20 protein-coding genes are annotated in these 23,126 nt (G+C 61.9%); 16 read left to right on the plus strand and 4 right to left on the minus strand.

Features of this window, described 5'->3' with window-relative positions; all coding sequences use genetic code 11:
• Nucleotides 1-72: 72 nt before the first annotated feature.
• Complete coding sequence (locus ACOJB8_RS30010) at nucleotides 73-993, minus strand: LysR family transcriptional regulator (RefSeq protein WP_342922032.1); 921 nt, start codon at nucleotides 991-993, stop codon at nucleotides 73-75.
• A gap of 142 nt (nucleotides 994-1,135) precedes the next feature.
• Between ACOJB8_RS30010 and ACOJB8_RS30015 the strand changes: the two genes are divergently transcribed.
• The 9 genes from ACOJB8_RS30015 to ACOJB8_RS30055 all read left to right on the plus strand — a co-directional run bounded on the left by ACOJB8_RS30015 (nucleotide 1,136) and on the right by ACOJB8_RS30055 (nucleotide 13,809).
• Complete coding sequence (locus ACOJB8_RS30015; protein ID WP_475015870.1) at nucleotides 1,136-2,365, plus strand: MFS transporter; 1,230 nt, start codon at nucleotides 1,136-1,138, stop codon at nucleotides 2,363-2,365.
• Nucleotides 2,366-2,440: 75 nt separating this feature from the next.
• Complete coding sequence (locus tag ACOJB8_RS30020) at nucleotides 2,441-5,629, plus strand: efflux RND transporter permease subunit (protein ID WP_475015872.1); 3,189 nt, start codon at nucleotides 2,441-2,443, stop codon at nucleotides 5,627-5,629.
• Complete coding sequence (locus ACOJB8_RS30025) at nucleotides 5,619-6,797, plus strand: efflux RND transporter periplasmic adaptor subunit (RefSeq protein ID WP_475015874.1); 1,179 nt, start codon at nucleotides 5,619-5,621, stop codon at nucleotides 6,795-6,797. The genes ACOJB8_RS30020 and ACOJB8_RS30025 overlap by 11 nt, the downstream gene beginning before the upstream one ends.
• Entirely contained in the window at nucleotides 6,790-8,214 is a 1,425-nt protein-coding gene (locus ACOJB8_RS30030) for an efflux transporter outer membrane subunit (protein ID WP_475015875.1), read from the plus strand. Before ACOJB8_RS30025 ends, ACOJB8_RS30030 begins: the two co-directional genes overlap by 8 nt.
• A gap of 27 nt (nucleotides 8,215-8,241) precedes the next feature.
• Entirely contained in the window at nucleotides 8,242-10,035 is a 1,794-nt protein-coding gene (gene dxs / locus ACOJB8_RS30035; protein ID WP_475015877.1) for a 1-deoxy-D-xylulose-5-phosphate synthase, read from the plus strand.
• Between the two features lie 123 nt (nucleotides 10,036-10,158).
• Complete coding sequence (locus tag ACOJB8_RS30040; RefSeq protein ID WP_342922026.1) at nucleotides 10,159-10,359, plus strand: copper chaperone; 201 nt, start codon at nucleotides 10,159-10,161, stop codon at nucleotides 10,357-10,359.
• A gap of 293 nt (nucleotides 10,360-10,652) precedes the next feature.
• Nucleotides 10,653-12,518, plus strand: a complete 1,866-nt coding sequence (gene ilvB / locus ACOJB8_RS30045; RefSeq protein WP_475015879.1) for a biosynthetic-type acetolactate synthase large subunit — start codon at nucleotides 10,653-10,655, stop codon at nucleotides 12,516-12,518.
• A gap of 185 nt (nucleotides 12,519-12,703) precedes the next feature.
• The gene (locus ACOJB8_RS30050; protein ID WP_475015880.1) at nucleotides 12,704-13,345 is read left to right on the plus strand and encodes a DsbA family protein; all 642 of its coding nucleotides are present in this window, start codon (nucleotides 12,704-12,706) and stop codon (nucleotides 13,343-13,345) included.
• 101 nt (nucleotides 13,346-13,446) lie between these two features.
• On the plus strand, nucleotides 13,447-13,809 hold the full coding sequence (locus ACOJB8_RS30055) for a nuclear transport factor 2 family protein (RefSeq protein ID WP_475015882.1): 363 nt from the start codon (nucleotides 13,447-13,449) through the stop codon (nucleotides 13,807-13,809).
• A 58-nt stretch (nucleotides 13,810-13,867) separates the two neighbouring features.
• Here the strand turns inward: ACOJB8_RS30055 and ACOJB8_RS30060 are convergent, their stop codons facing one another.
• A complete protein-coding gene (locus ACOJB8_RS30060) occupies nucleotides 13,868-14,575 on the minus strand; it encodes an SDR family NAD(P)-dependent oxidoreductase (RefSeq protein ID WP_342922022.1) in 708 nt (235 codons plus the stop codon).
• Between the two features lie 174 nt (nucleotides 14,576-14,749).
• Nucleotides 14,750-15,712, minus strand: coding sequence for a GlxA family transcriptional regulator (locus tag ACOJB8_RS30065; RefSeq protein ID WP_475015884.1), 963 nt, complete (start codon nucleotides 15,710-15,712; stop codon nucleotides 14,750-14,752).
• A 327-nt stretch (nucleotides 15,713-16,039) separates the two neighbouring features.
• Between ACOJB8_RS30065 and ACOJB8_RS30070 the strand changes: the two genes are divergently transcribed.
• From ACOJB8_RS30070 to ACOJB8_RS30080, 3 genes are all read left to right on the plus strand, one after another.
• The gene (locus ACOJB8_RS30070) at nucleotides 16,040-16,699 is read left to right on the plus strand and encodes a response regulator transcription factor (protein ID WP_475015886.1); all 660 of its coding nucleotides are present in this window, start codon (nucleotides 16,040-16,042) and stop codon (nucleotides 16,697-16,699) included.
• Between the two features lie 207 nt (nucleotides 16,700-16,906).
• A complete protein-coding gene (locus ACOJB8_RS30075; RefSeq protein WP_342922019.1) occupies nucleotides 16,907-17,251 on the plus strand; it encodes a response regulator in 345 nt (114 codons plus the stop codon).
• A 200-nt stretch (nucleotides 17,252-17,451) separates the two neighbouring features.
• Complete coding sequence (locus ACOJB8_RS30080) at nucleotides 17,452-18,426, plus strand: LysR family transcriptional regulator (RefSeq protein ID WP_475015888.1); 975 nt, start codon at nucleotides 17,452-17,454, stop codon at nucleotides 18,424-18,426.
• Between the two features lie 572 nt (nucleotides 18,427-18,998).
• Here ACOJB8_RS30080 and ACOJB8_RS30085 read toward each other — a convergent pair.
• Complete coding sequence (locus tag ACOJB8_RS30085; RefSeq protein WP_475015890.1) at nucleotides 18,999-20,450, minus strand: aminotransferase-like domain-containing protein; 1,452 nt, start codon at nucleotides 20,448-20,450, stop codon at nucleotides 18,999-19,001.
• Between the two features lie 432 nt (nucleotides 20,451-20,882).
• Here ACOJB8_RS30085 and ACOJB8_RS30090 point away from each other — a divergent pair, with 432 nt between their 5' ends.
• The 4 genes from ACOJB8_RS30090 to ACOJB8_RS30105 all read left to right on the plus strand — a co-directional run.
• Nucleotides 20,883-21,086, plus strand: a complete 204-nt coding sequence (locus tag ACOJB8_RS30090) for a DUF2970 domain-containing protein (protein WP_475015892.1) — start codon at nucleotides 20,883-20,885, stop codon at nucleotides 21,084-21,086.
• Between the two features lie 194 nt (nucleotides 21,087-21,280).
• Nucleotides 21,281-21,445: a hypothetical protein gene (locus tag ACOJB8_RS30095; protein ID WP_368700553.1), complete on the plus strand. Its 165-nt coding sequence runs from the start codon at nucleotides 21,281-21,283 to the stop codon at nucleotides 21,443-21,445.
• 184 nt (nucleotides 21,446-21,629) lie between these two features.
• Entirely contained in the window at nucleotides 21,630-21,941 is a 312-nt protein-coding gene (locus ACOJB8_RS30100; RefSeq protein WP_368691037.1) for a DUF485 domain-containing protein, read from the plus strand.
• Nucleotides 21,938-23,126 (plus strand): sodium:solute symporter family transporter (locus ACOJB8_RS30105; protein WP_475015894.1); only part of this gene is annotated, 1,189 nt, incomplete at its 3' end. The genes ACOJB8_RS30100 and ACOJB8_RS30105, both read left to right, overlap by 4 nt.

Here is a 23,126-nt window from a genome sequence, read left to right on the forward strand (position 1 = left end):
GGAGATTCCCGATGTTAATGGATTCTCTTCCGGCGCGAGCGCGCAGCGCCTTCGTGCGGGCGGCTCAGGCGCTCACGTGGTGACGGCGTTGACGAGTTCGCCCGCGGTGCGCTCGCGCAGGCGCGGCGATGCGAAGTCGAGGAACGCGCGCAGCTTCAGCGGCAGGGGTGCTTGCCCCGCATGGACGAGATTGACGGGCAGCGGCGCCGCTTCAAACGCGTCGAGCACGACGCGCAGCTCGTTGGCGCGAACGGCGCGTGCAACCTGGTAGGACAGCACGCGGATCAGCCCCACGCCGAGGATCGCGGCTTCGATAGCGGCGTCCGCCGTATTCACGGCAAGCCGCGAATGAACGGGCACGGACTGCTCCGACTTGCCGGAGCCGAAAGCCCACGCGCGCAGCGACGCGAGCGCCTCGAAGGTAATGCATTGATGGCCGGCCAGGTCCGCGGGTTCCGCTGGCACGCCGTGCTTCGCGAGATAGGCGGGGCTGGCGCAAATGACCCGGCGCACCGTGCCCACTCGCGTCGCGATCAACGTGCTGTCGGGCAGCTCGCCAATGCGGACCGCGACGTCCGCGTGTTCATCCATCAGATGAACGACGCGATCGGTCAGCAGGAGATTGATGTCGATTTCCGGATAGTGCGCGAGGAATTCCGCCACCACCGGCACCACGTGCAAGCGGCCAAACGCAACCGGCGCGGTGACCACGAGTTCGCCTTTGGGCGCGGCGTATTCCCCCGTTGCGGCGCGCTCGGCTTCACCGATGTCTTCGAGAATGCGCCGGCAGGCGGCCACGTATGCGGCGCCGGCTTCCGTCAATGAAAGCTTTCGCGTCGTGCGGTGGAAGAGGCGCGTCTTCAGGTGCGCTTCCAGTTCCCCAACCTTGCGGCTGACCGTGGCGAGCGGCATGTCGAGATGTCTCGCGGCAGCCGAGAGACTGCCCGCATCGGCGACCGAAACGAGGATGGCCATGGCTTCGAGGCGATTCATGGACCCTATCAAATAGTGGAAGGATGAATCTTGATCGTGAGGGATTCTCTTCGTAAATGCAAGCGCGTAACGTTCGACCTCAATCTGGATCGCGGCAAATCGCTGCAACGACCGGAGAAATTCAACGAACAAGGAGGTTGTCGTGAGCGGCTTACCCAGCACCCGAGAAAGTGCAGCTACGCCCGCCGTCGCATCGCGCGGCAAGATCGTCATGATGGCGATCATCGCAGGAGCAGTGATCACAAACATCTATTGCACGCAGCCGATTCTGCCGCTGATCGCAGCGGGCCTGCGGGTCAATATCACGGCCGTCGATTTCGTCGCCGGCGCCGCGTTGCTCGGCTTCTCGACCGGTCTCGCGCTGCTGCTGCCGCTTGGCGACCGCTTCGACCGGCGCAAGCTCGTGCTCACGCAAATCGCGCTCGCGCTCGTTTTTGCTGCGACCTCGGCGGTCGCGCCCGGCATCTGGGCGCTGATCGCGGCCTCGTTTGCGCTTGGCATTGTGAGTTGCGTGCCACAGCAGCTCGTTCCGTTTGCCGCCGTCATGTCGCTGCCGAGCGAGCGCGGGCGTAACGTCGGCACCGTCGTGAGCGGCATCATGGTCGGCATCCTGGTCGGCCGCACGATCGCTGGTGTGATCGGCGCGGCGTGGGGGTGGCGCGCGGTGTACGGCGCGGAAGCCGCGTTCATGGTGCCGGTCTTCATCGCCGCCGCTGCGCTGCTGCCGAAGGGCGTGCCGTCGACGAATCTTTCGTATGGGCGTCTGCTTGCTTCGCTGTGGCCGCTCGTTCGCGACAATCGTCCGATTCGCGAATCGATGATCATCCAGGCGTTGCTGTGGGCCTGTTTCAACGCCTTCTGGGTCAATCTCGCGGCGCTGCTCAAGAGCGGGCCGTGGCACCTCGGCAGCGCGTGGGCAGGCGGCTTCGGCATCATCGGCGCAGCCGGCGCGTTTGCCGCCTCGCTGGGCGGCAATGCCACCGACCGCGTGGGCTTTCGCAAGGTCATCGGCGCGAGCATCGGCATCGCGACGCTTGCCTACGTGCTTCTCTCCGGCGCGGCCACGTCGCTCACGCTGCTGATCGTGGGCGTGATCGTGCTCGATATAGGCGTGCAGTCGGGTCTCGTGTCCAACCAGACCCGCGCTTTCTCGGTCGATCCGAAAGCGCAAGGCCGAATCAACAGCCTTTATATGACGGCCACCTTTTTCGGCGGCGCGGTTGGCGCGACGGTCAGCGGCTGGCTCATGAGCCGCTTCGGCTGGTCGGGCATCGTCGCCTTCGGTGTCGCCCTCGGCATCGTGGCTTCCGCCATCCACTGGATCGGTGCGCCTCGCGAGTCCGCGGGCCGGGTCCCATCAAACGCAGATTAATTCAAGGCATCGAGCATCTGCTTGCTGGAGTCCGCCGCGGTTAGGGGTGATGCCAGCTTCAATACTGGAATTATCATGATTGGCATCGTGCGCGTTGCGCTGAAGCGGCCTTATACATTTGTCGTTCTGGCCGTGTTTATCCTGATCGTCGGCGTTTTGTCGGCGTTTCGTACCCCTACGGATATTTTTCCTCCGATCAATATCCCTGTGATTAGCGTGGTATGGCAGTACACGGGGCTTTCGCCCGACCAGATGGAAGGTCGCGTGATGGCTCCGTACGAGCGGGTGTTGACGACCACCGTGAACGGCGTTCAACACATCGAAGGCACGTCGCTGACCGGCTACGGCATCGTCAAGATCTTCTTTCAGCCTGGCACCAACATTGGTACCGCGAATGCGCAGGTGACCGCCATTTCGCAGGAGATTTTGAAGCAGCTGCCGCCCTCGGCGACGCCGCCGTTCATCATCAATTACAACGCGTCGACCGTTCCGATTATCCAGCTCGCGCTTTCGGGCAAGGGCCTTTCCGAACAGAATCTGGCTGACCTCGGCAAGAACCAGTTGCGGCCGATTCTCGCGACGGTGAATGGCGCCGCGATTCCGTTTCCGTTCGGCGGCAAGGACCGTCAGGTTCAGATCAACATCAAGCCGTCCGAACTCGAGGCGCGCTCCTTGTCGGCCGAAGATGTGCTTAATGCGTTGACGGCGCAGAACCTCGTGACACCGGTCGGCACTGAAAAGATCGGCAACTACGAGTACACGCTGCAACTGAACGATGCGCCGGAGACGATCGCAGCCATTGCGAACCTGCCGATCAAGTCCGCCAATGGCACTGTTGTGCATATGCATGATGTCGCCGACGTGACCGACGGCAGCCCGCCGCAGCCCAACATCGTGCACGTGGAAGGCAAGCGTTCGGTGCTGCTCACCGTGTTCAAGAACGGTTCGGCATCCACCTTGTCGATTATCGGTGGCATTCGTCAGAAGGTTGCCGATGCGAAGGCCTCCTTGCCTGACGCGCTTCAGATCGACGCGATCGGCGACCAGTCGATCTTCGTGCGGTCTGCGATCAAGGGCGTGGCGCGCGAGGGCTTGATTGCCGCCTTGCTCACGAGCGTGATGATCCTGCTGTTTCTGGGCAGCTGGCGCTCGACGATCATCATTGCGACTTCCATTCCGCTCGCGATTCTCGGCTCGATTTTCGTGCTCTCGGTGCTCGGCGAAACGCTCAATATCATGACGCTCGGCGGGCTCGCATTAGCGGTGGGCATTCTCGTGGACGACGCCACCGTGACCATCGAGAACATCAACTGGCACCTGGAGCAAGGCAAGGACGTCGAAAGCGCGATTCTCGATGGCGCGGCGCAAATCGTGACGCCCGCGTTCGTCTCGCTGTTGTGCATCTGCATCGTGTTCGTGCCGATGTTCTTCCTGAATGGCGTGGCGAGGTTCCTGTTCGTGCCGATGGCCGAGTCGGTGATCTTCGCGATGGTTTCCTCGTTCATTCTGTCGCGCACCCTTGTGCCGACGATGGCAAAGTACCTGCTGAAGTCCCATGCGCAGGAGCAGGGACATCACGGGTCTGCCGGCGTGTGGGCGCGCTTTCACCGCGGGTTCGAGCAGCGCTTCGAGCGTGTGCGCGGGAACTACGCCGCGATGCTCGAACGGGTGCTGGAGCGTCGCCGCACGTTCGTGATCGGCTTCTTTGCATTCGTCGTGGTGTCGTTTGCGTTGATGCCGCTGCTTGGGCGCAACTTCTTCCCGGACGTCGATGCAGGCCAGATCCTGCTGCACGTGCGTGCGCCCGTGGGCACGCGTGTGGAGCGAACCGCGGAGATTTTCGCCGAAGTGGAAGCCCAGGTTCGCGCGACGATTCCGCCGTCCGAACTCGGCACCGTGGTGGACAACATTGGTCTTTCCACCAGCTCCATCAATACGGCCTACAACAACACGGGCACGATCGGCCCGCAGGACGGTGACATTCAGATCTCGCTGAAGGAAGGCCACGGGCCGACGGCTGCTTACGTGCGCAAGTTGCGTGAATCGCTGCCGCGCGCGTTCCCCGGCGTGACGTTCTCGTTCCCGCCCGCGGACATCGTGAGCCAGATCCTGAACTTCGGTTCGCCCGCACCAATTGACCTGCAGATTCGCGGCAACAATCTGCCGGCCGACTTCGCCTACGCGAACTCGCTGCTGCGTCAGATCCGCCACGTGCCCGGCGTTGTCGATGCGCGCATCGAGCAATCGCAAGCCAATCCGCAATTCAATATCGATGTCGATCGCGACCGCGCATCGCTTCAGGGCCTCACCGAACGCGATGTGACCAATAGCCTGGTGGTGCACATGGCAGGGTCGAGCCAGATCGACCCGACCTACTGGCTCAACGCGGCCAATGGCGTGGAGTATTCGATCGTGCTTCAGACGCCGCAATACAGCGTGGATTCGCTCTCGTCGCTCGTGAATCTGCCCGTGAGCGGCGGGGCCGAGGCCAACGATGGGCAAATTCTCGGCGGGGTGGCGAGCATTCACCGTACGGCCAGCAACGAAGTGGTGAGCAACTACAACGTGCAGCCGATGGTCGAGGTGTTCGCCACGACCCAGGGCCGCGATCTCGGCGCCGTCGCCGCCGACATTCGCCACATCGTCTCGGCCAACGCCAAGGAAGCGCCCAAGGGGGCGAAGGTCGTGCTGCTGGGCCAGGCGCAGACGATGAACAACGCCTTCGGCGGGTTGTCGTTCGGGATTCTGGGCGCTGTGGTGCTGATTTACCTGCTCATCGTAGTCAATTTCCAGTCGTGGTCCGATCCGCTCGTGATCGTGGCGGCCTTGCCCGGCGCGTTGGCCGGCATCCTCTGGATGCTGTTCGCGACGGACACCACGCTCTCGGTGCCCGCACTGACTGGCGCAATCATGTGCATGGGTGTGGCCACGGCCAATTCCATTCTGGTGGTGAGTTTCAGCCGCGAACGTCTGGCCGAGCACGGCGATGCGTTCAAGGCGGCATTGGAAGCCGGTACGACCCGGTTCCGGCCAGTCCTCATGACGGCACTCTCGATGATCATCGGCATGGCGCCGATGGCGTTGAGTCTTGGCGAGGGTGGAGAGCAAAACGCGCCGTTGGGCCGAGCGGTGATTGGTGGGCTGCTGTTCGCCACTGCCGCAACGCTTTTTCTCGTGCCCGCTATTTTTTGCATGTTCCACTCGCGTCGGGGTCGCACATCGACGGCCGCGCAGCTTACCGGAGATTCGATCCATGTCCTCTGAACCCACAACGCGCGCCGCGCTCGCGCAGCGTCAGCTTTCTTTAACAGGCATTGTCGGCGGTGCGCTCGCCGTTCTCATCGTGGTGGGTGGCGTCTCGCTTCGCATGAAGCATGAGCATCAAGTCAAAGACTGGACCGAGGCGCAAGCCGTGCCGTCCGTGAATGTCGTCGTGCCCGCGCCGGAGGCGCCGGGTGGCGCGCTGGATCTGCCTGGCAGACTGGAGGCTTTCGAAAGCGCGCCCATCTATGCGCGTGTGAGCGGATACCTGAAATCGTGGAGCGTCGACATCGGTACGCCGGTGAAGGCCGGCCAGACGCTGGCAGAGATCGAAACGCCTGAACTCGATCAACAGTTGATTCAGGCGAAGGCCGACCTCACGAGCGCGCAAGCCGATGCCGCGCTCGCGAAAACGACCGCCGCACGCTGGCAAAGTCTTCTGGACTCCGATTCAGTGTCGCGCCAGGAGGTCGATGACCGCACGCAGGACTATGTGGCGAAGCAGGCGCGCGTCGCTGCGGCGCAGGCCAACCTGGACCGGCTGGTTGCGACCAAGAGCTTCGCACGGATCGTCGCGCCGTTCGACGGCGTGATCACCGCGCGCAACACGGACGTCGGAGCGTTGATCAATGCGGGCGGCGGTACGGGGTCGCAGCTCTTCTCCGTATCGAGCGTGGACAAGCTGCGCGTGTACGTACGCGTGCCGCAGGAATACGTGCCGGCGGTCAAGCCGGGGGGAACGGGCACCTTCACCGTGCCGGAGTATCCCGGCAAGGCGTTCACCGCCACGGTGGTAGGTCTGGCCGACTCGGTGAACGCCGCATCGGGCACGTCGCTCGTCCAGCTGATGGTCGATAACCCCGGTCATCTGCTCTTGCCGGGCGACTTCGTGAATCTGCACTTTGCGCTGCCGGCACGCGCCGATGCATTGCGGGTGCCGGCCAGTGCGCTGATATTCGACAACCGCGGGTTGCGGCTCGCCACCGTCGATCGCAGCGAAACAGTTCACTTCAAACCCGTTTCGATCGTGCAGGACCTCGGTAACGCAGTGGATATCGGCTCGGGGCTGGCGCAAAGCGACCGCGTGATCGATGCCCCGCCCGATGGTCTCGTCGAAGGCGACCATGTTCAGGTGATCGCGCCAACGGCAAAAGGTGGCAAGCATGACTAAGTATCTGAAACTGGCTACGCTGGTGAGTGCCGTGGCGCTTGCTGCGTGCTCGCTCGCGCCGCACTACGAGGTCCCGGAAACGCCGGTTGCGGCGCAGTACCAGACCCAGGGGCCATGGACCGTGGCGAGCCCCTCCGATCAGCTCGACCGCGCGGGATGGTGGAAGCTGTACAAGGAGCCGGAACTCGACGACCTCGAGCAACGGCTGATCGCGAATAACCCCGACCTGAGCGCGGCGCTCTTTCACTATGAGCAGTCACAGGCGTACATCAGGCAGGTCAAGTCGCAGATGTACCCGCAGGTTTCCGCTGTGGGCAATGTCCAGCGTGACCGCGAGTCGGACACGAGGCCGTTGCGCAGCCCGACTGGGCCGACCGATTACAACTCCGCCACGCTGGGTGTCGAAGTCGACTACGAAGTGGACCTTTGGGGACGCGTGCGCGATTCCGTCGCCGCAAGCAAGGACGAAGGGCAGGCGTCGAAAGCGGATCTCGCCTCGACGCAGTTGAGCCTGGAAATCGAGCTGGCCCGAAGCTATATCGACCTGCGCGGTCTCGATCAGCAGATTCAGCTGATCGAGGGGACCCAGGAGGCGTACCAGAAGGCGCTCGACCTGACCCGCAACCGCCATGGCGCGGGCATCGTCTCGGGTCTCGACGTGGCGCGCGCCAGCAACCAGCTGTCATCGATTCAGTCCGAACTCACCCAGATCAGGGCGAGGCGCGCATTGCTCGAGCACGTGGTGGCGGTGCTGGTCGGCGCTTCGCCCTCGGAGTTCCAACTCGCGCCGAGCACTGATTCCATCGCGTTGCCCGTCATTCCGGTCGGGGTGCCTTCGACGTTGCTGCAAAGGCGGCCTGACGTTGCTGCAGCCGAGCGGCGCATCGCGGCGGCCAATTCGAAAATTGGCGTTGCGCGCGCGGCGTACTTCCCGACGCTCACGCTTAGCGCGCAAGGCGGCGTGCAAAGTTCGGTGCTCGGCAATCTGCTCAGTCTGTCCAGTTCGTACTGGGCGATCGGTCCGTCGCTGGCGGTGTATCTGCTGGACGGCGGCAAGCGCCACGCGCAGCTGGATTCGGCGAAAGAGGCCACGGCGGAGGCAGGCGCGCGCTATCGCAGCGTGGTGCTGACGTCGTTCCGGCAGGTGGAAGACAACCTCACGTTGCTCGACGATCTGGGCACCGCGACGAATCAGCAGCAGGACGCCGCCAACGCGGCCCAAACCGCGCTCAATCTGGCGCTTGCGCGCTATCAGCGCGGCGCGGTGAGCTACCTGGACGTGGTCGAGGCGCAATCGGCCGAGCTGGAAGCGCAACGCAGCGTCATCGCGCTGCGCACGCGGCAACTCGATGCGAATGTCGATCTCATTCACGCGCTCGGCGGCGGCTGGACCACGGATGACCTGAAGGCCGGTTGAACCCAATACATCAAGGACAGCAACGTCATGAACCTGCTTGACATGATCGATTTCCCGAACAATCTGCGCGATCTGGATGAGAGCGAGCTTCAGCGCCTCGTGGACGAGGTGCGGGAGTTCGTGATTGAAAGTGTGTCGAATACCGGCGGCCACCTGGCATCGAACCTCGGTGTCGTGGAGTTGTCGGTTGCCCTGCACTATGTATTCGACACACCGCACGATCGACTTGTGTGGGACGTGGGGCATCAATGCTATGCGCACAAGATCCTGACGGGCCGAAAGGCGGCCATGGCAAGTGTGCGGAAAGTAGGCGGTATGGCCGGTTTTCCCACTCGCGAAGAGTCGCCTTACGACGCGTTCGGCGTCGGGCACGCCGGCACGTCCATTTCAGCGGCAGTCGGCATGGCGTTGGGGCTGCGCGGTCGGGACGCCCGCGTCGTTGCGGTGATCGGCGATGGCTCATTGTCCGCGGGGATGGCGTATGAAGCGCTGAATCACGCGGGGTCCTGCGAAGCGCTGCCGCTGACGATCATTCTGAATGACAACCGCATGTCGATCTCACCCGCGGTAGGTGGACTGAATGATCACCTCGAGGCGCTGGTGACGTGTTGGCGCGACGAAGCGAATGTCCCTTTATCCACGCTATTCGAAACACTGGGTCTGGAGTATGTCGGTCCTGTTGATGGCCACGATATGGCGAAGCTGCTTGCCGCGCTGCGGGACGCGAAGACACGCAACCGGCCTCACGTCATTCACGTGGTGACGAAGAAAGGAAAAGGTTATCGACCTGCGGAACTGGAGCCCGTTGCCTACCACGGGCCCAGTCCGTTCAAACCCGATACCGGGTTGGTGCGCAAGAAAGGCGGCAAGCTGACCTATAGCCAGGTATTCGGTCAATGGCTGTGCGACGCGGCGGCGTCCGATGAACGCATCTTCGGCATCACGCCCGCAATGAGCGAAGGGTCCTGCTTGACCGGATTCGAACGTCGTTATCCCGATCGCTACATCGACGTGGGCATTGCAGAACAGCACGCCGTCACGCTGGCGGCCGGCCTCGCCGTCGAGGGAATGAGGCCCGTCGTCGCCATCTACTCGACGTTTCTTCAGCGCGGCTACGACCAGCTGATTCACGACGTCGCGCTGCAGAATCTGCCAGTGTTGTTCGCGCTCGATCGCGCCGGAATTGCCGGGGGCGATGGTGCCACGCATCTCGGTGCGTTCGACATCGCGGCCCTGCGTTGCGTGCCGAATATGGTGGTGATGACCCCGTCCGACGAAAGGGAATGCTATCGCATGCTGAACACCGGCCTTGCGTGGCCTGGACCGTGCGCCGTGCGATACCCGCGGGCAACCACCGAATCTGAAGTCATTGAGCAGACGAAAGAGACGCTGCCGATCGGGAGAGGCGTGATTTGCCGGGTATCCGGCAAGCGGGATGGCGCGCGCGTGGCTTTTCTGGCGTTCGGGCCCTTGCTCTCGATAGCGATGGAAGTCGCAAAGGAAATCGATGCAACCGTGGTCGATATGCGCTTCGTCAAGCCGCTCGATGAAGACTTGTTGCTGACGGTTGCCAACGAGCACGAGGTGATCGTGACACTCGAAGAAGGCACCGTGCTCGGCGGAGCGGGGGCCGCATGCGCCGAACGGATCGCGGCGGAAGGGTGGGCCGTACGCATGCTGCGGCTCGGACTTCCCGACTCATTCGTCCCCCACGGCGACCGTGAAGAACTGCTCCGGTTGAATGGTCTGGGAGTCGCTGGTGTCCGGGAATCGGTCCTGGCGTTTACCGAAGCGGTAGACCTGCTCGACCCGGTTGAATGACCGCCTCGCGCCGCAGGTATGGGTTACGCGATGTAAAGAGTGAATTGAGGCGCACCTGGTTGGTGGCATCGGACGTTGATCCTATAGTTATCGAGACTGGTTATCCAGACAGAGAGGTGGAAAATGAAGTTCGCCATGAAAACTCAAATCCGCACGGAGGACCTCGCGACGATCGTGCATGCTATGAAGTCCGTGGACGCCGACGCGAAAGTCGATGTCGATGTTGGCGCGCAAACCGTGAGCGTCGATTCGTGGTTGATGCCCGAGGAGTTTCTCGTTGCGTTCTACGACGAGGACATGGACGTGGGCATTGCCGAATGGTAGGAGCGGTCAGCCGTCAGCCGCGGTGTCCTGGATGTGACACATCCTGGCCCACAAACAACCAAATTGCTGACGCGCGCCGGTTCAATCGTTGTCAGAATCCTTGGAACCCTTTCTCACGGTTTTTCCAGGCGCACGTCAAAAGAGTGCCGGGTGGACTGTGCTTCATGCGGAGAACCCGCTGAAGCACAGTCCACGAGCTGGTAGGGGACATACGCTGTTCTTGAGTCGGAAGGGAAATGAACTGTTGTGTTGGCCGCTGATCGCATCAGCGCCCGTTTCCGTGCGAGTCAGGTATGACCCAGAACCCAAAAATTGCTCCAGAAAGCTCCCAGAAGGCGCCGCCTCCCGGCGAACCGATGTCGGGTGCCGACATCATCTTGCGCGTACTCAGCGAACAGGGTGTCGATACCGTGTTCGGCTATAGCGGCGGCGCGATCCTGCCGACCTACGACGCGGTGTTTCGTTTCAACGAACTGCACGCCGACGAGCCCGAGCGTCAGATCAACCTCGTCGTACCCGCCAACGAACAGACCGCCGGCTTCATGGCCGCTGGTTACGCACGCGCGAGCGGAAAGGTCGGTGTGTTCATGGTGACGTCGGGTCCCGGCGCGACCAACGCGGTGACGCCGATTGCCGACTGCAATGGCGATTCGGTCCCGGTGGTGCTCATCTGCGGGCAGGTGCCGCGTGCCGCGATTGGCAGCGACGCTTTCCAGGAAGCGCCGGTGTTCAACATCATGTCGGCGTGCGCCAAGCAGGTGTTTCTCGTTACCGACCCGGACAAGCTCGAACAGACGCTGCGCACGGCGTTCGAAGTCGCGCGCACCGGCCGTCCCGGACCGGTCGTGGTGGATGTGCCCAAAGACATCCAGAACTGGTCCGGCACCTGGCAGGGGCACGGCACGCTGGCGTTTCGCGGCTACTCCGACCGCCTTCGCAAGGTGGCGAAGGGAGCACGTCTCGAAGCGGGCAAGCGCGACGAATTCTTCGATCTGCTGGCGCAAAGCAAGCGCCCGCTGCTGTATGTGGGCGGGGGCGTCATCACAGCCGGCGCCACGGCCGAATTACGTCAGTTCGCCGAGCGCTACCGGATTCCCGTGGTCAACACGTTGATGGGGCTCGGCACCCTATCCGTGAAGCACGAGCTGGGGCTCGGCATGCTGGGCATGCACGGCGCGGCTTGCGCGAACTACGCGGTGGAAGATTGCGACTTTCTGATTGCCGTGGGCGCGCGATTCGACGATCGCGTCGCCGGCGGCCGCCCCCACGCATTCGCGCCGCGAGCGCGCCATGTCGCGCATATCGATATCGACGAAGCGGAGATCAACAAGGTGAAGCGCGCGCACTGGACTCACGTGGGCGACGCGAAGGACGCGTTGCTCTCGCTGATGCAGCACGAAGCGCACATACAGGCACCCTTGGCGTGGCTCGACCACATCAGGGAGTTGAAGCAGCGCTACGGCATGAATTATGACCGTGCCAGCCCGCTCATTCAGCCACAGTTCGTGGTGGAAAAGCTGAGCGAGATTACCGGCGGCCGGGCCATTGTCACCACGGGCGTGGGTCAGCACCAGATGTGGGCCGCGCAGTTCTTCGACTTCGTGGAGCCGCGCAGCTTTCTCACATCGGGCAGCATGGGGACGATGGGTTTTGGCCTGCCCGCTGCGATCGGCGCCCAGATGGGACGCCCGGATGCCCTCGTGATCGACATCGACGGTGACGGCAGCATGCGCATGAATATCGGCGATCTGGAGACCGCGACCACGTATGGCGTGCCGGTCAAAGTGCTGCTGTTCAACAATGTCGGTGACGGGATGATCCGGCAGTGGCAGCGTCTCTTCTACGACGGGCGCCTGTGCGTGAGCGACAAGTCGCTGCATCGAAAGGACTTTGTCATGGCTGCGCGTGCCGACGGGTTCGAGTTCGCGCAGCGCGTCGAGGTCCTGAGCGAAGTCGAGGAAGCACTACGGGCTTTCGTGGCGTTCAACGGTCCGGCTTTCCTTGAAGTCATGATCGATCAGGATGCCGACGTGTTTCCGATGGTCGGCCCCGGCATGAGCTATTCGGAGATGATCACCGGCCCGTTCATCCCATCGAGGGACGGCGAGGAATCGGGGAACACGCGTGCAGGTCATCAAGCGGCTTCGGACATGTTCTAGGCCAGCATGGCAGCGCCGCTCTGCTTGTGAAGAGCATGCGTTTTTCCGCCGTGTAACAAAAGAAGTTCTGGCTACGGCGTTTATCGAGTCAGGCCAGAAACCTATAGTCACTCTGATGGCTGGGAGCGATGCGGGGCATGGGGTCCTGCGGGCCCCGCGTTGTCTCTTCATGTGAGCGAGCAGGAATGAAACTGATCTATGTTGGCGACCCGATGTGTTCGTGGTGCTATGGCTTTGGCAAGGAGCTTTCGGCGCTCGTCGCGCGCGTGCCGGACCTGAAGCTGGAAATCGTGGTCGGCGGGATTCGCGCGGGCGCGACCGATGTGCTCGACGCAACCGGCAAGCGCTTCCGGCTGCAGCACTGGCAACGCGTCGAAGCGCTGAGCGGCTTGCCGTTCAACCGCGAAGCGTTCATGGCGCGCGAGGGGTTCGTCTACGATACCGAACCGATTTGCCGTGCTGTTGTGGCGGCGCGTCGCTTCGCCAGTGGCGACGCCTTGCTTTCGGTGTTCCGTGCGCTGCAGAACGGCTTCTATGTGGAAGGGCTGGATACGACCGACGGTCGCGTGTTGAGCGAAATCGCCACAACGGCGCTGAATACCGTGGGCGTTCAGGTGAGCGCCGATGCGTTCTACCAGGCATGGGAAGCAGCGGAAACGAAGGGAGAAACGCAGCGCGATTTCGCCCGCGCTCGAGCGCTTGGCGTTGCGTCGTTTCCGACCTTGCTGCTTGAAGAACAGGGCCGGACGTACGCCGTGCATTCGGGCTATGCGAGCGTCAACGCGCTCGAAGAAAGGCTCAACGAGATCGAGGGGCCGCTTGCCTGATCGTGTTTGATCCGGGCTGTTCGAAGCGGGCTGCGCGAGCGATTGCGCAGCCCGCTTCGACTTCCTGCACCGAGGCTTGAATCAAGAAGGAGTGTGATGCAATGAACGATAGCAACGAAATCGTCGAACTCGTCCAGCGCTATTTCGACGCCACCTGGCGCGGCGATGTGGAGCAGTTGAGAACGGTGTTCGATGCGCGCGCGATCGTGGCGGGGGAGGTGAATGGCGAGCCCTACTACAAGACGATCGATGAGTATCTTGCGGGTGTGGCAATCAGGAAATCGCCGGCCGAACTGGGCGAGCCGGTCGATACGGAACTGCTGATGCTCGATGTTCAAGAAAACGTCGCGACGGTAAAACTGCGCGTGCGGATGCTGGGTTTCAATTACTACAATTATTTCTCGATGGTGCGCCAGTGCGACACATGGCTAGTTATCACGAAGACGCTGACCAACGTGTCATAAGCGGGTACCCCGCGCCCCGGCGAGCCATCGAGGCCGGGGGCGCGGGCTGCCCGTGCGCTTAGTGACCGGCGCTCTGGCCGCCGTCCACGTGCAGGATCTCGCCCGTCACGAACGGTGCCGAGTCGAGATAGAGAATCGCATTGACGATGTCGCTCATTTCGCCCATGTGACCGACCGGATGCATCGCGCCGAGCGCGGCGTGCGTTTCAGGAGCATGCATCGGCGACTTGATGATCCCAGGCGAAACCGCGTTGGCGCGAATCCCCGCGCGTGCATACTCGATTGCGAGCGAGCGTGTCGCAGCGTTCAGGCCGCCCTTGGTGAGCGATGCAAGAACGGACGGAACTTTGCTGTTCGCCTTGTCGGCAAGCGTGGTGGTGACGTTCACCACGTGGCCGCTGCCGTGCTTCTGCATCGCTTCGATTGCATACTGCGTGATGTGGAAGAAGCCGTTCAGGTTGACGTTCAGGATCGCCGTATAGTCGTCGGCGGTGTACTGCGTGAAGGGCTTCGCAATGAAGATTCCCGCGTTGTTGACGAGCGTATCGACACGGCCGAAGTGCTCGATGGCGGCGTTCACCACGCGGCGAGCCGTAGCGGCATCGCCGATGTCTCCGGCCACCGCGACATAGTCGGCCTCGGCGGCCGGCGTGATGGAGCGGGCCGTGGCGACCACGCGATGACCCTGTGCGCGGAAGGCCTTGACGGTTTCGGCGCCGATGCCTTGCGATGCTCCGGTGACGATGACGACCTTGGAAGTGCTCATTGTGTGTCTCATAGTATGGGTAGGTCGGCCGGGTGGCCGTTCGAATCGACGGATCCGATGGAGAAGTACTCTAGGCGCATCCGTTGCGAGTGCGAACACACACCATGGACAAAGAGTCTTGCGTCGCGAGAACAAATCGCGGCGGGATGGCGAGGCTGCGCCCGCGGCGATCACTCAGGCAGCGGCCTCGGTCGTGTGGGACTGTTGGCGGTATTGCCGGGGAGTGAGCTTGAGGCGCCGCTGAAACACCATGCGCATGTGCGCGGCGTTATGAAATCCACAGTCGAACGCGACGGTTTTCATCGGAACGTTGCGCTCCTCCAATAGCCGCTTTGCAGCACCGACACGAACCTGGTCCACGAATGCGGAAGGCGTCGTGTGGAGATACTTCGCGAAGACTCTCGATAGCGTGCGCCGGCTGACGTAGACCGCCTCGGCGAGCTGCTCTATCGAAAGCACATCGGAAAGATGGTCGTCGATATGGCGTTGTACTTTTCCGATAATCGAACTTTCGTCGCTTGACGTCGTTATGTAAGGATGACGTTGGCAGGGCTCGCAGTGCAGATTGGCGCCGAGACGTCTTGTCACCTGTTCGACGAGCTTCTGGCCCCAGTCTTGCGCGATGATAGAGAGGCCAATATCGAGCCCGGCAGTCGCGCCGGCAGAGGAAATCAGGCGTCCATCGCGGATCAGGTTTTTGTCGGGACGTACGCGGGCACGGGGAAATTCGCTGGCTATCCGGCTCGCGTCGGTCCAGCGCGCGGCAATCTCCTTGCCATCGAGCAGACCGGCGTGCCCGAGCAGCCATGCGCCCTCGCAAACGCAGCCGTATCGCTTCGACTCGAGTGTGCGTCGCCGCAGCCAGTCCAGAAAATCCTGTTTCGGCCGAACGTGCATTACGTGGGAAGCGCCTGTCACCAGCAGCACATCGATGCTGGCGCGAAAGTCCCCATAGACCCAAGGCACGCAAAGCTGCATCGCATTCGAGCAGGCGACCACACCCGCGTGCTCTCCAATGAGGGGCACCTGATACTGGCGCGTCTCGCCGAGCAAACAGTTCGCTTCGGAGAACACGTCGAGCAGGCCTGCGATATCCATGGCCTGTACACCGTCAAGCACCACGATAGCGACTTTCATCTTGCACACCCAACCTGAGCAGTGATTCCGATACCGCGATGACCCACTGGAAAAAGGTTAGGCGCGCAGCGCGAGGCTGACCATTCTCCGAATGGCTGAGGCTGCATCTTGCCGGCATGTGGTCCCTCATACGCAGGGATGACCTGCGTAGTTCCCTGGCGTGGTGCGCGAAAGGGGCGGGGCTAAAAGCATGATTTATGGGGGCGCCTGCTTCAAAGGAAGGCAGCGCTCACGGTGTGCAAGCGGTGGCGATAAGTCTTGCTATTGCTTACCATATGGTGAGCATCGGCACTTTTTCGCCATCACGAACTTTTCGAAGATCGAGCGATGAAACACGATAGCGTTGGGACGCGAAGTGGACAGCTACCGGACTCGCTCGTGTACGTGATCGACGACGACGAGTCCATTCGTGGTGCGCTGACCAGTCTGCTCATGTCAGTAGGCATCGAGGTGCGGGCGTTCGAATCGGCTGACGAATTTCTCGCCGTGAAAATGCCGGACGTGCCGAGCTGTCTCATTCTCGACATTCGATTACGCGGCGAGAGCGGACTCACGCTTCAACAGGAAGCCTTTAAAGAGAGCATTCGATTTCCCATCGTCTTCCTGACGGGACATGGCGATATCGGCATGACCGTCAAGGCGATGAAAGCAGGCGCTTTCGATTTCATGACGAAGCCGTTCAAGGATCAGGATCTGCTCGACACGATCGCCGCGGCGCTCAAACGCGATGGCGAATTGCGGCGCCAGGCGCGGCTCGTCGCGAGCATTCGTCAAGCATACGACTCGCTCACGGCACGCGAGCGCGAAGTGATCGGTCTGGTGTCGGAAGGTCTGTTGAACAAGCAGATTGCCGACCTCCTGTGCCTGAGCGAAGTCACGGTCAAAATCCATCGGGCGCAGGCCATGCACAAACTCAATGCACGCTCCGTGGCCGAGCTCATCAAGAAGTTGCAGCAGGTGCAACCGGCTCCTCAGAGCGCCAGATAGGCATTTGTCCATTCGCTACACCTAGGCTGCCTGCATCAGCGCGCGGATCTCGCCCCGCTAATACGCACTGCCACAAGAATCATCCGAAGGTGTGATTGCTGGCCCCTCGGCGGGCTTGTATTTTGCAGAAAGATTCAACCTCTCTGCATCATTTCGATGGCCACCGGACCCCAGATTAAACCAGCGCGCCCGTCTGCGACGATTGCCATGGTGGACGACGATGAATCCGTCCGGATGGCGCTGTCCAGTTCGCTGCGTTCGGCAAGCTGGAACGTCATCGACTATGCGTCCGCCGGCGAGCTTCTGGGCGATACGCGCCGCCCGAAACTGAAACTCGTCGTCGCCGATATCCAGATGCAGGGCATGGACGGCTTTGCGCTGCTCGAGTCGATCAAGCGATGGAAGCGTCCGATTCCCGTCATTTTCGTGACGGCGTATGTGACCGAGGACGTGCGCGAGCGGGCAAAAAATAGCGGCGCCGCCGGTTTCTTTTCGAAGCCCGTGGATGACGCAGGACTTCTCGCACTGGTTAGTGAATTGCTGAAACAGTGACGCGGCCGAACGTTTGAAATCCGGGCGCTGCCAGGCCGCGCGAAATTGCGGGTATGCCGGCCGCCCGTGCAGGCCATCCGGATGTATGAGACGCGCACGCCGCTGCATAGGGCATCACACCATATCGGACGATACCGTCGCGCGGCCAGCGCGCCTACGATTTGAATCGTCGGACAGGGCAAACACTTGTGAGGTGCGAGATGGATCAGCTTTACATGTTGCGTGCATTCGTCGCCGCTGCGCGGTATCAGAGTTTCAGCAAGGCCGCCGAATCGTTGAATGTGACGACGGGGTCCGTGTCGAAAGCGATCGCGAGACTCGAAGAATGCGTCCAGACGCGCGTCTTGCTCAGGACCACGCGGTCCGTTTCCTTGACGGACGCCGCGCAATCGTACTACCTGATTTGCTGCCGTTTGCTCGAAGAGCTGGACGAGGCGAACCGGCGCATTGCGATGGAGCATGAGGCCAATGGCGGAAAGTTGCGGCTCGTCGTGCACCCCATGCTGGTAAACGGCGCGTTTTCGCGGTTGGTGCGACGCTATCGCGCCATCGCGCCACATGTGAGTCTGGTGGTTTCCGTTCAGGATCACGCCACGAACCTGTTCGACGGCCGTTTCGATATCGCCATTCTTCCGCCTCAGTTCGTCGAGCAGTCCACCGTGATTCGCCGGACGCTATTGCGCTCGCCTCGCATTCTCGTGGCCTCTCCCGCGTATCTCGAGCAATACGGTGTACCGGAGTCCACTGCGAAACTCGCCAATCATTTTCTGCTGATCGATCCGGAAACGAGAAAGAAGAGTGCGGACTTCATCGAACTGCATGATGGCGGCCGGAAAGTGAGCATTTCGCCCATGTCGTCGATGGAAGGCAACGAAGTGCTGTTGCGCGCGGCAGCTCTCGACGGCACCGGCATTGCCACACTGCCTGAAACCCTGGTTCGCGAAGATATCGATATGGGACATCTCGTGCACGTCCTGCCGGAATGCACGGCATCGGATAGCGGCGTCGAGCTATGCCTTTTCTATGCTCATCGGGAACTGATTCCGGCACGGCTCAGGATGTTCGTCGACTTCTGCACCGAGTTCTTTCGGGCGCCGGCGAAGGCGGGTGCCGATAACGTGATACGGATACCGCAACGGATGAAGCGGAGCGAAGCTCTCGCGATGATGTCGTGACGGCTTGCCGCGAGAGGCGAGCGAATTCGTTCAATGCCGAAGAGGTAGCGATGTCTTACGTATTGCACAACTGGATATTCGTTGGCAGTACTGCTTATGACGAATATACCTTCGTTCCCTGGCTCAACAGAAACATCTATCGCCGCACGGTGGATTTTGGCCGTGTTTGTCTGCTGTGAGCGTCCGCGCGGACTGCGCAACCAGGCTTCTCGATACTCCCATGGAATGGAAGGATCATTCCCGCGGTTACGGGATTCTCTTGGTTGGTGAAAGTGGTTAATCTGGCCACGCTGTCTCCCCGGAGGCGTCGCCTCCATCACCTTGCTAGAGAGATTGAAATGAAATTGCTTACTGCTGTCCTTTTTGCCTGTTCGCTGTCGGCCAGCTTCGCTGTCCACGCCGAGTCCCTCGCTCCCGCGCATACGGATGCTCAACAAACGGCCCAGGCGAATACGTCGCGGGCGAATACAGATCAGGCGCCGCGGCGGCCGGTTACGACGCCGGCACGGGACGCCAATACCTGTGTGGGCCCGGCGAGTTTCTGCAACCTGTTCTTTGGTAGTTAAGGGCTGCTATGGGTTGGCGCCGCGCGCATCGGTCGATGGCGATTGGGCGCACACATCGGGATGAACGAGCAGTTCACCGAGCGTGCGGATCGCTTCATCGATGCGCGCCGACCATGGATGCCCGTAATTGAGCCGTATACAGTTTTCGAATGCGCGTGACGCGGAAAAGATTGGGCCGGGCGCGACACTGATACCGCGTTCGATCGCGAGACGATGGAGCGCCATGGCGTCGATGCGCTCGCGGAACGTGAGCCACAGAAAATAGCCACCCTCGGGCCGCGTGTATTGCGTGCCTTCAGGCAGCCAGCGGCGGATCGCGTCGATCATCGCATCGCGCTGCGTCTGCATGGCCAGCCGGATCTTCTTCACATGGCGCTCGTAGCCGCCATGCTCCAGGTAGTCGGCAATGCCGGCCTGGGCGGGAATGCTGGCCGAGATCGTCGTCATGAGCTTCAGGCGCTGCACGCGTTCTGCGAAGCGCCCAGCGCTCGCCCAGCCTACGCGATAACCCGGCGCCAGGTTCTTCGAAAACGAGCCGCAGTGCATGACGAGGCCGCGCCGGTCGAACGCGATGGCCGGCGGCGGATAGTTCGGCGCGTAGTGCAGCTCGCCGTACACATCGTCTTCGATGAGCGGGACTTCGTGTTTCGCGAGCAGCTCGACGAGCGCTTCCTTCTTCTCAGCCGACAACGTGACGCCCGTGGGGTTCTGGAAATTCGTCATGAACCAGCAGGCGCGGATAGGGTGCTTGTCCAGCGCTTGGGCCAGCGCCTCGAGGTCGAGCCCGGTGGCGGTATCCACGGGAATCTCGACCGCGCGCAGGCCAAGCCGTTCGATCGCCTGAAGCGCTGCGTAAAAGCCCGGCGATTCCACGGCGACGATATCGCCGGGCTGCGTGACCGCCATCAGGCAAAGATTGAGCGCTTCCAGCGCGCCGTTGGTGATGATGATGTCCTCGGCGGGCTGTGAGATGCCGACCCGCATGTAGCGCAGCGCAATCTGCCGGCGCAGGTTCTCGTTGCCGGGCGGCAGATCGACCACCGTACTCCACGGGCTCACGCTGCGCGCGGCCTGGCCGAGCGATTTCGCGAGGCGCGACAGCGGAAACAGCAACGGAGAAGGGAAGGCGGAGCCGAGCGGCACGATACCGGGGCGCTTGGCGGCGTCGAGTACCGAGAACACCAGCTCGCTGATATCGACGGTGGCGGACTCGCCCGTCGTTGCACGCGAATCCGTCTTGCTGGCCTTCGAGAGCGGCGCGACGTAGTAGCCCGAACGCTCTTCGGCGCGCACGAGGCCCCATTGTTCGAGCACGTAGTAAGCACGCGCCGCCGTGGACTGACTCACGCCGTGCTGCGCAATGATCTGCCGCAGCGAGGGCATGCGCGAGCCCGGCTTCAGGTTGCCGGAGCGAATCTCGGCGGCCATGCTCTGCGCGAGGCGTTCATAGCGTGTCATGCGTCCGGTTTCTTCCAGAGAGGTCATGGGTGGACTGGGGCTTCGAGCGATTTTCTCATGGCGCGCGACCGCGAAGCCGATCTGCTACGGTCAATTATGCGTCGACTGCTTCTATACGCGCTTCCTGCGCGGGCGGATCATTGCGGGCAGTGCGCATCGCCGTCCGGGTCTGTTCTCCCGGGATGCGCCGGGATTACTGCGCGAGTGCCTGGATCATCACCTAAACCCGCAGAGCTTGCGGCTCTTTTTGCCTGTAGCGTGGCAAGCCTTTCGCCCCGGTGCGCGAGTACCGGGGCGTTTCTTTTTCGGGTTCTGCCAGTCGTGAACCTGCTGCATCGCTCGAATCGTTCGTAACTGCTGCTTTTTTTACCAGCGCGCAAGGTTGAAGATCTGGCTATCCGATCGACCTGATCGACGTAACCGGAGTCAATGATGGAACTCGTTCGAATGATGCGCATGGTTCTGTGGAGCTTTTTCGGCGTGCGCAAGAGCGCGTCGCACGAAGCTGATCTCGCCAGCGTGAACTTCAAGTGGCTGCCGTTCGTGGCGGTCATGCTGGCCGCGATGATCGGGGCTTGCATACTGGGTGTCGTGCTGCTGGTCGCGCATTCTACGGGCACCGCACAAGGCTTCTAAGCATCCGGTTTTGCCGAAAACCTGGGGCGCCGGCGAAGCATCGTGAGAGCTGAACGTAAGATTGTTCGGCGTTTCATAACGGTGATTTCGTCCGCGCCGCGTTGATCTTTGTGGTGCCGCGCGTAATCTGACTATCAAGAGGCGCTGCATTTCACGCGACGCGATTCACCCAGTTTTCAGGCAAGGAGTATGAGATGGATATCCTCAATCTCGCTCGAGAATCCGGCATGACGGTTGTGCTCGATGCACGCATCGGCCAGCAGGAATACCACTCCGTTCACAGCAGCGTGGCCGCGTTGGAACGGTTCGCCGCGCTGCTCGAGGCGCAACGGCAAGCCGAATCCGGCAAGCGGGTCTGATTGAATCGTGACGACAAGCACCACGCTTCACTCAAACAGATCGAAGCCATCACGAAACATCATTTGAAGAGATTTTTGGTTCGACCTATTGTGAAGTTCACGAGAAGCGGCAGCCCCCGGTGGATCGACGGCGATATCACGGGCGAGGGCATGCCGGACACCTTCCATGGACGGAGACAATCGGATGAACCCCACGACCCTGCATGGGATTCGTAGCAATCCCCTGTTCGCCACGCTGGTCAAACGCCGGCGCAGATACATTGCCTGCCTGACCGCCATCACGCTGATTCCCTATTGCGGCTTCATCGTGCTGGTCGGATTCGCCCCCGCTTTGCTGGCCATCCGGCTTTCCGCAGACAGTATCGTCAATATCGGCTGGCCGATCGGCGTCGCGCTGATCGTCGGCAGCTGGTGCCTCACGGGCTTGTACGTTCGCCGCGCCAATGGCGAATTCGACGCGCTCACCGCCCAGATTCTCGCGGGGGCGAAACCATGAAGCGCGCCGGTTTTGCTCTCGTCTTCCCGCTCGTGCTGGGCGTCGCGACTCACGCGGCGGCCGCGGAGGTCCTGCACGGCGGCGAACAGCGTCCCCTCAATCTCACGGCGATCGCGATGTTCCTCGTCTTCGCCGTGGCGACGCTGGGCATCACGTACTGGGCGGCGTCGCGCACCCGTTCGATGGACGACTTCTACACCGCCGGGGGCGGCATCACCGGATTCCAGAACGGCATGGCGCTGGCCGGCGACTATATGTCGGCGGCGGCGTTGCTGGGCGTGACCAGCATGATCTTTTTCCACGGCTACGATGGTGTGATCTACGCGATCAGCTTTTTCGTCGCGTGGCCGCTGCTGCTGTTCCTGTTCGCGGAGCGCATCCGGAATCTGGGACGCGTGACGATTGCGGACATCGCATCGTACCGGCTCGACCAGAACCGGATCCGGACGATGACAGCATTCGGTTCGTTGACCGTGGTCTGCTTTTACCTGGTTGTCCAGATGGTCGGCGCGGGGCAGTTGATCCAGTTGCTGTTCGGTCTTCCCTATAACGACGCGATCATCGTGGTTGGTCTGCTGATGGTGGTCTATGTGACCTTCGGCGGCATGGTGGCCACCACGTGGGTGCAGATCATCAAGGCCGCGCTGATGCTGTTCGGCGGCACGCTGCTGGCCGTTCTCGCACTGTCCCGGTTCGGTTTTTCGCTGAACGCACTGTTCGAGCAGGCGGTCGCCGCGCACGGGAACGGCGTGCATATTCTCCTGCCGAGCAAGCTGGTGTCCGATCCCATTGCGCTGATTTCGCTCGCGATCGGGCTGGTGTTCGGCACCGCGGGGCTGCCGCATATCCTCATGCGCTTTTTCACCGTGCCGGATGCGAAAGAAGCGCGCAAGTCAGTGTTCGTCGCCACAGGCTTCATCGGCTTCTTCTATCTGGTCATCATGGTGCTCGGCGTGGCGGCGATCGCGATTGTCGGCAGCAACCCGTCGTTCTATGTGGGCGGCCTCACCGGAGGCAAGCTGATCGGCGGCAGCAACATGCCGGTCATGCATCTCGCCCAGGCGCTCGGCGGCAATCTGCTGCTGGGTTTCCTCTCGGCCGTGGCGTTCGCGACCATCCTTGCCGTCGTGTCCGGGCTCACGATGGCGGGTACGTCAGCCATCTCGCACGACCTCTACGTGATGG

The sequence above is a fragment of the Paraburkholderia sp. BR10141 genome (assembly GCF_056155635.1).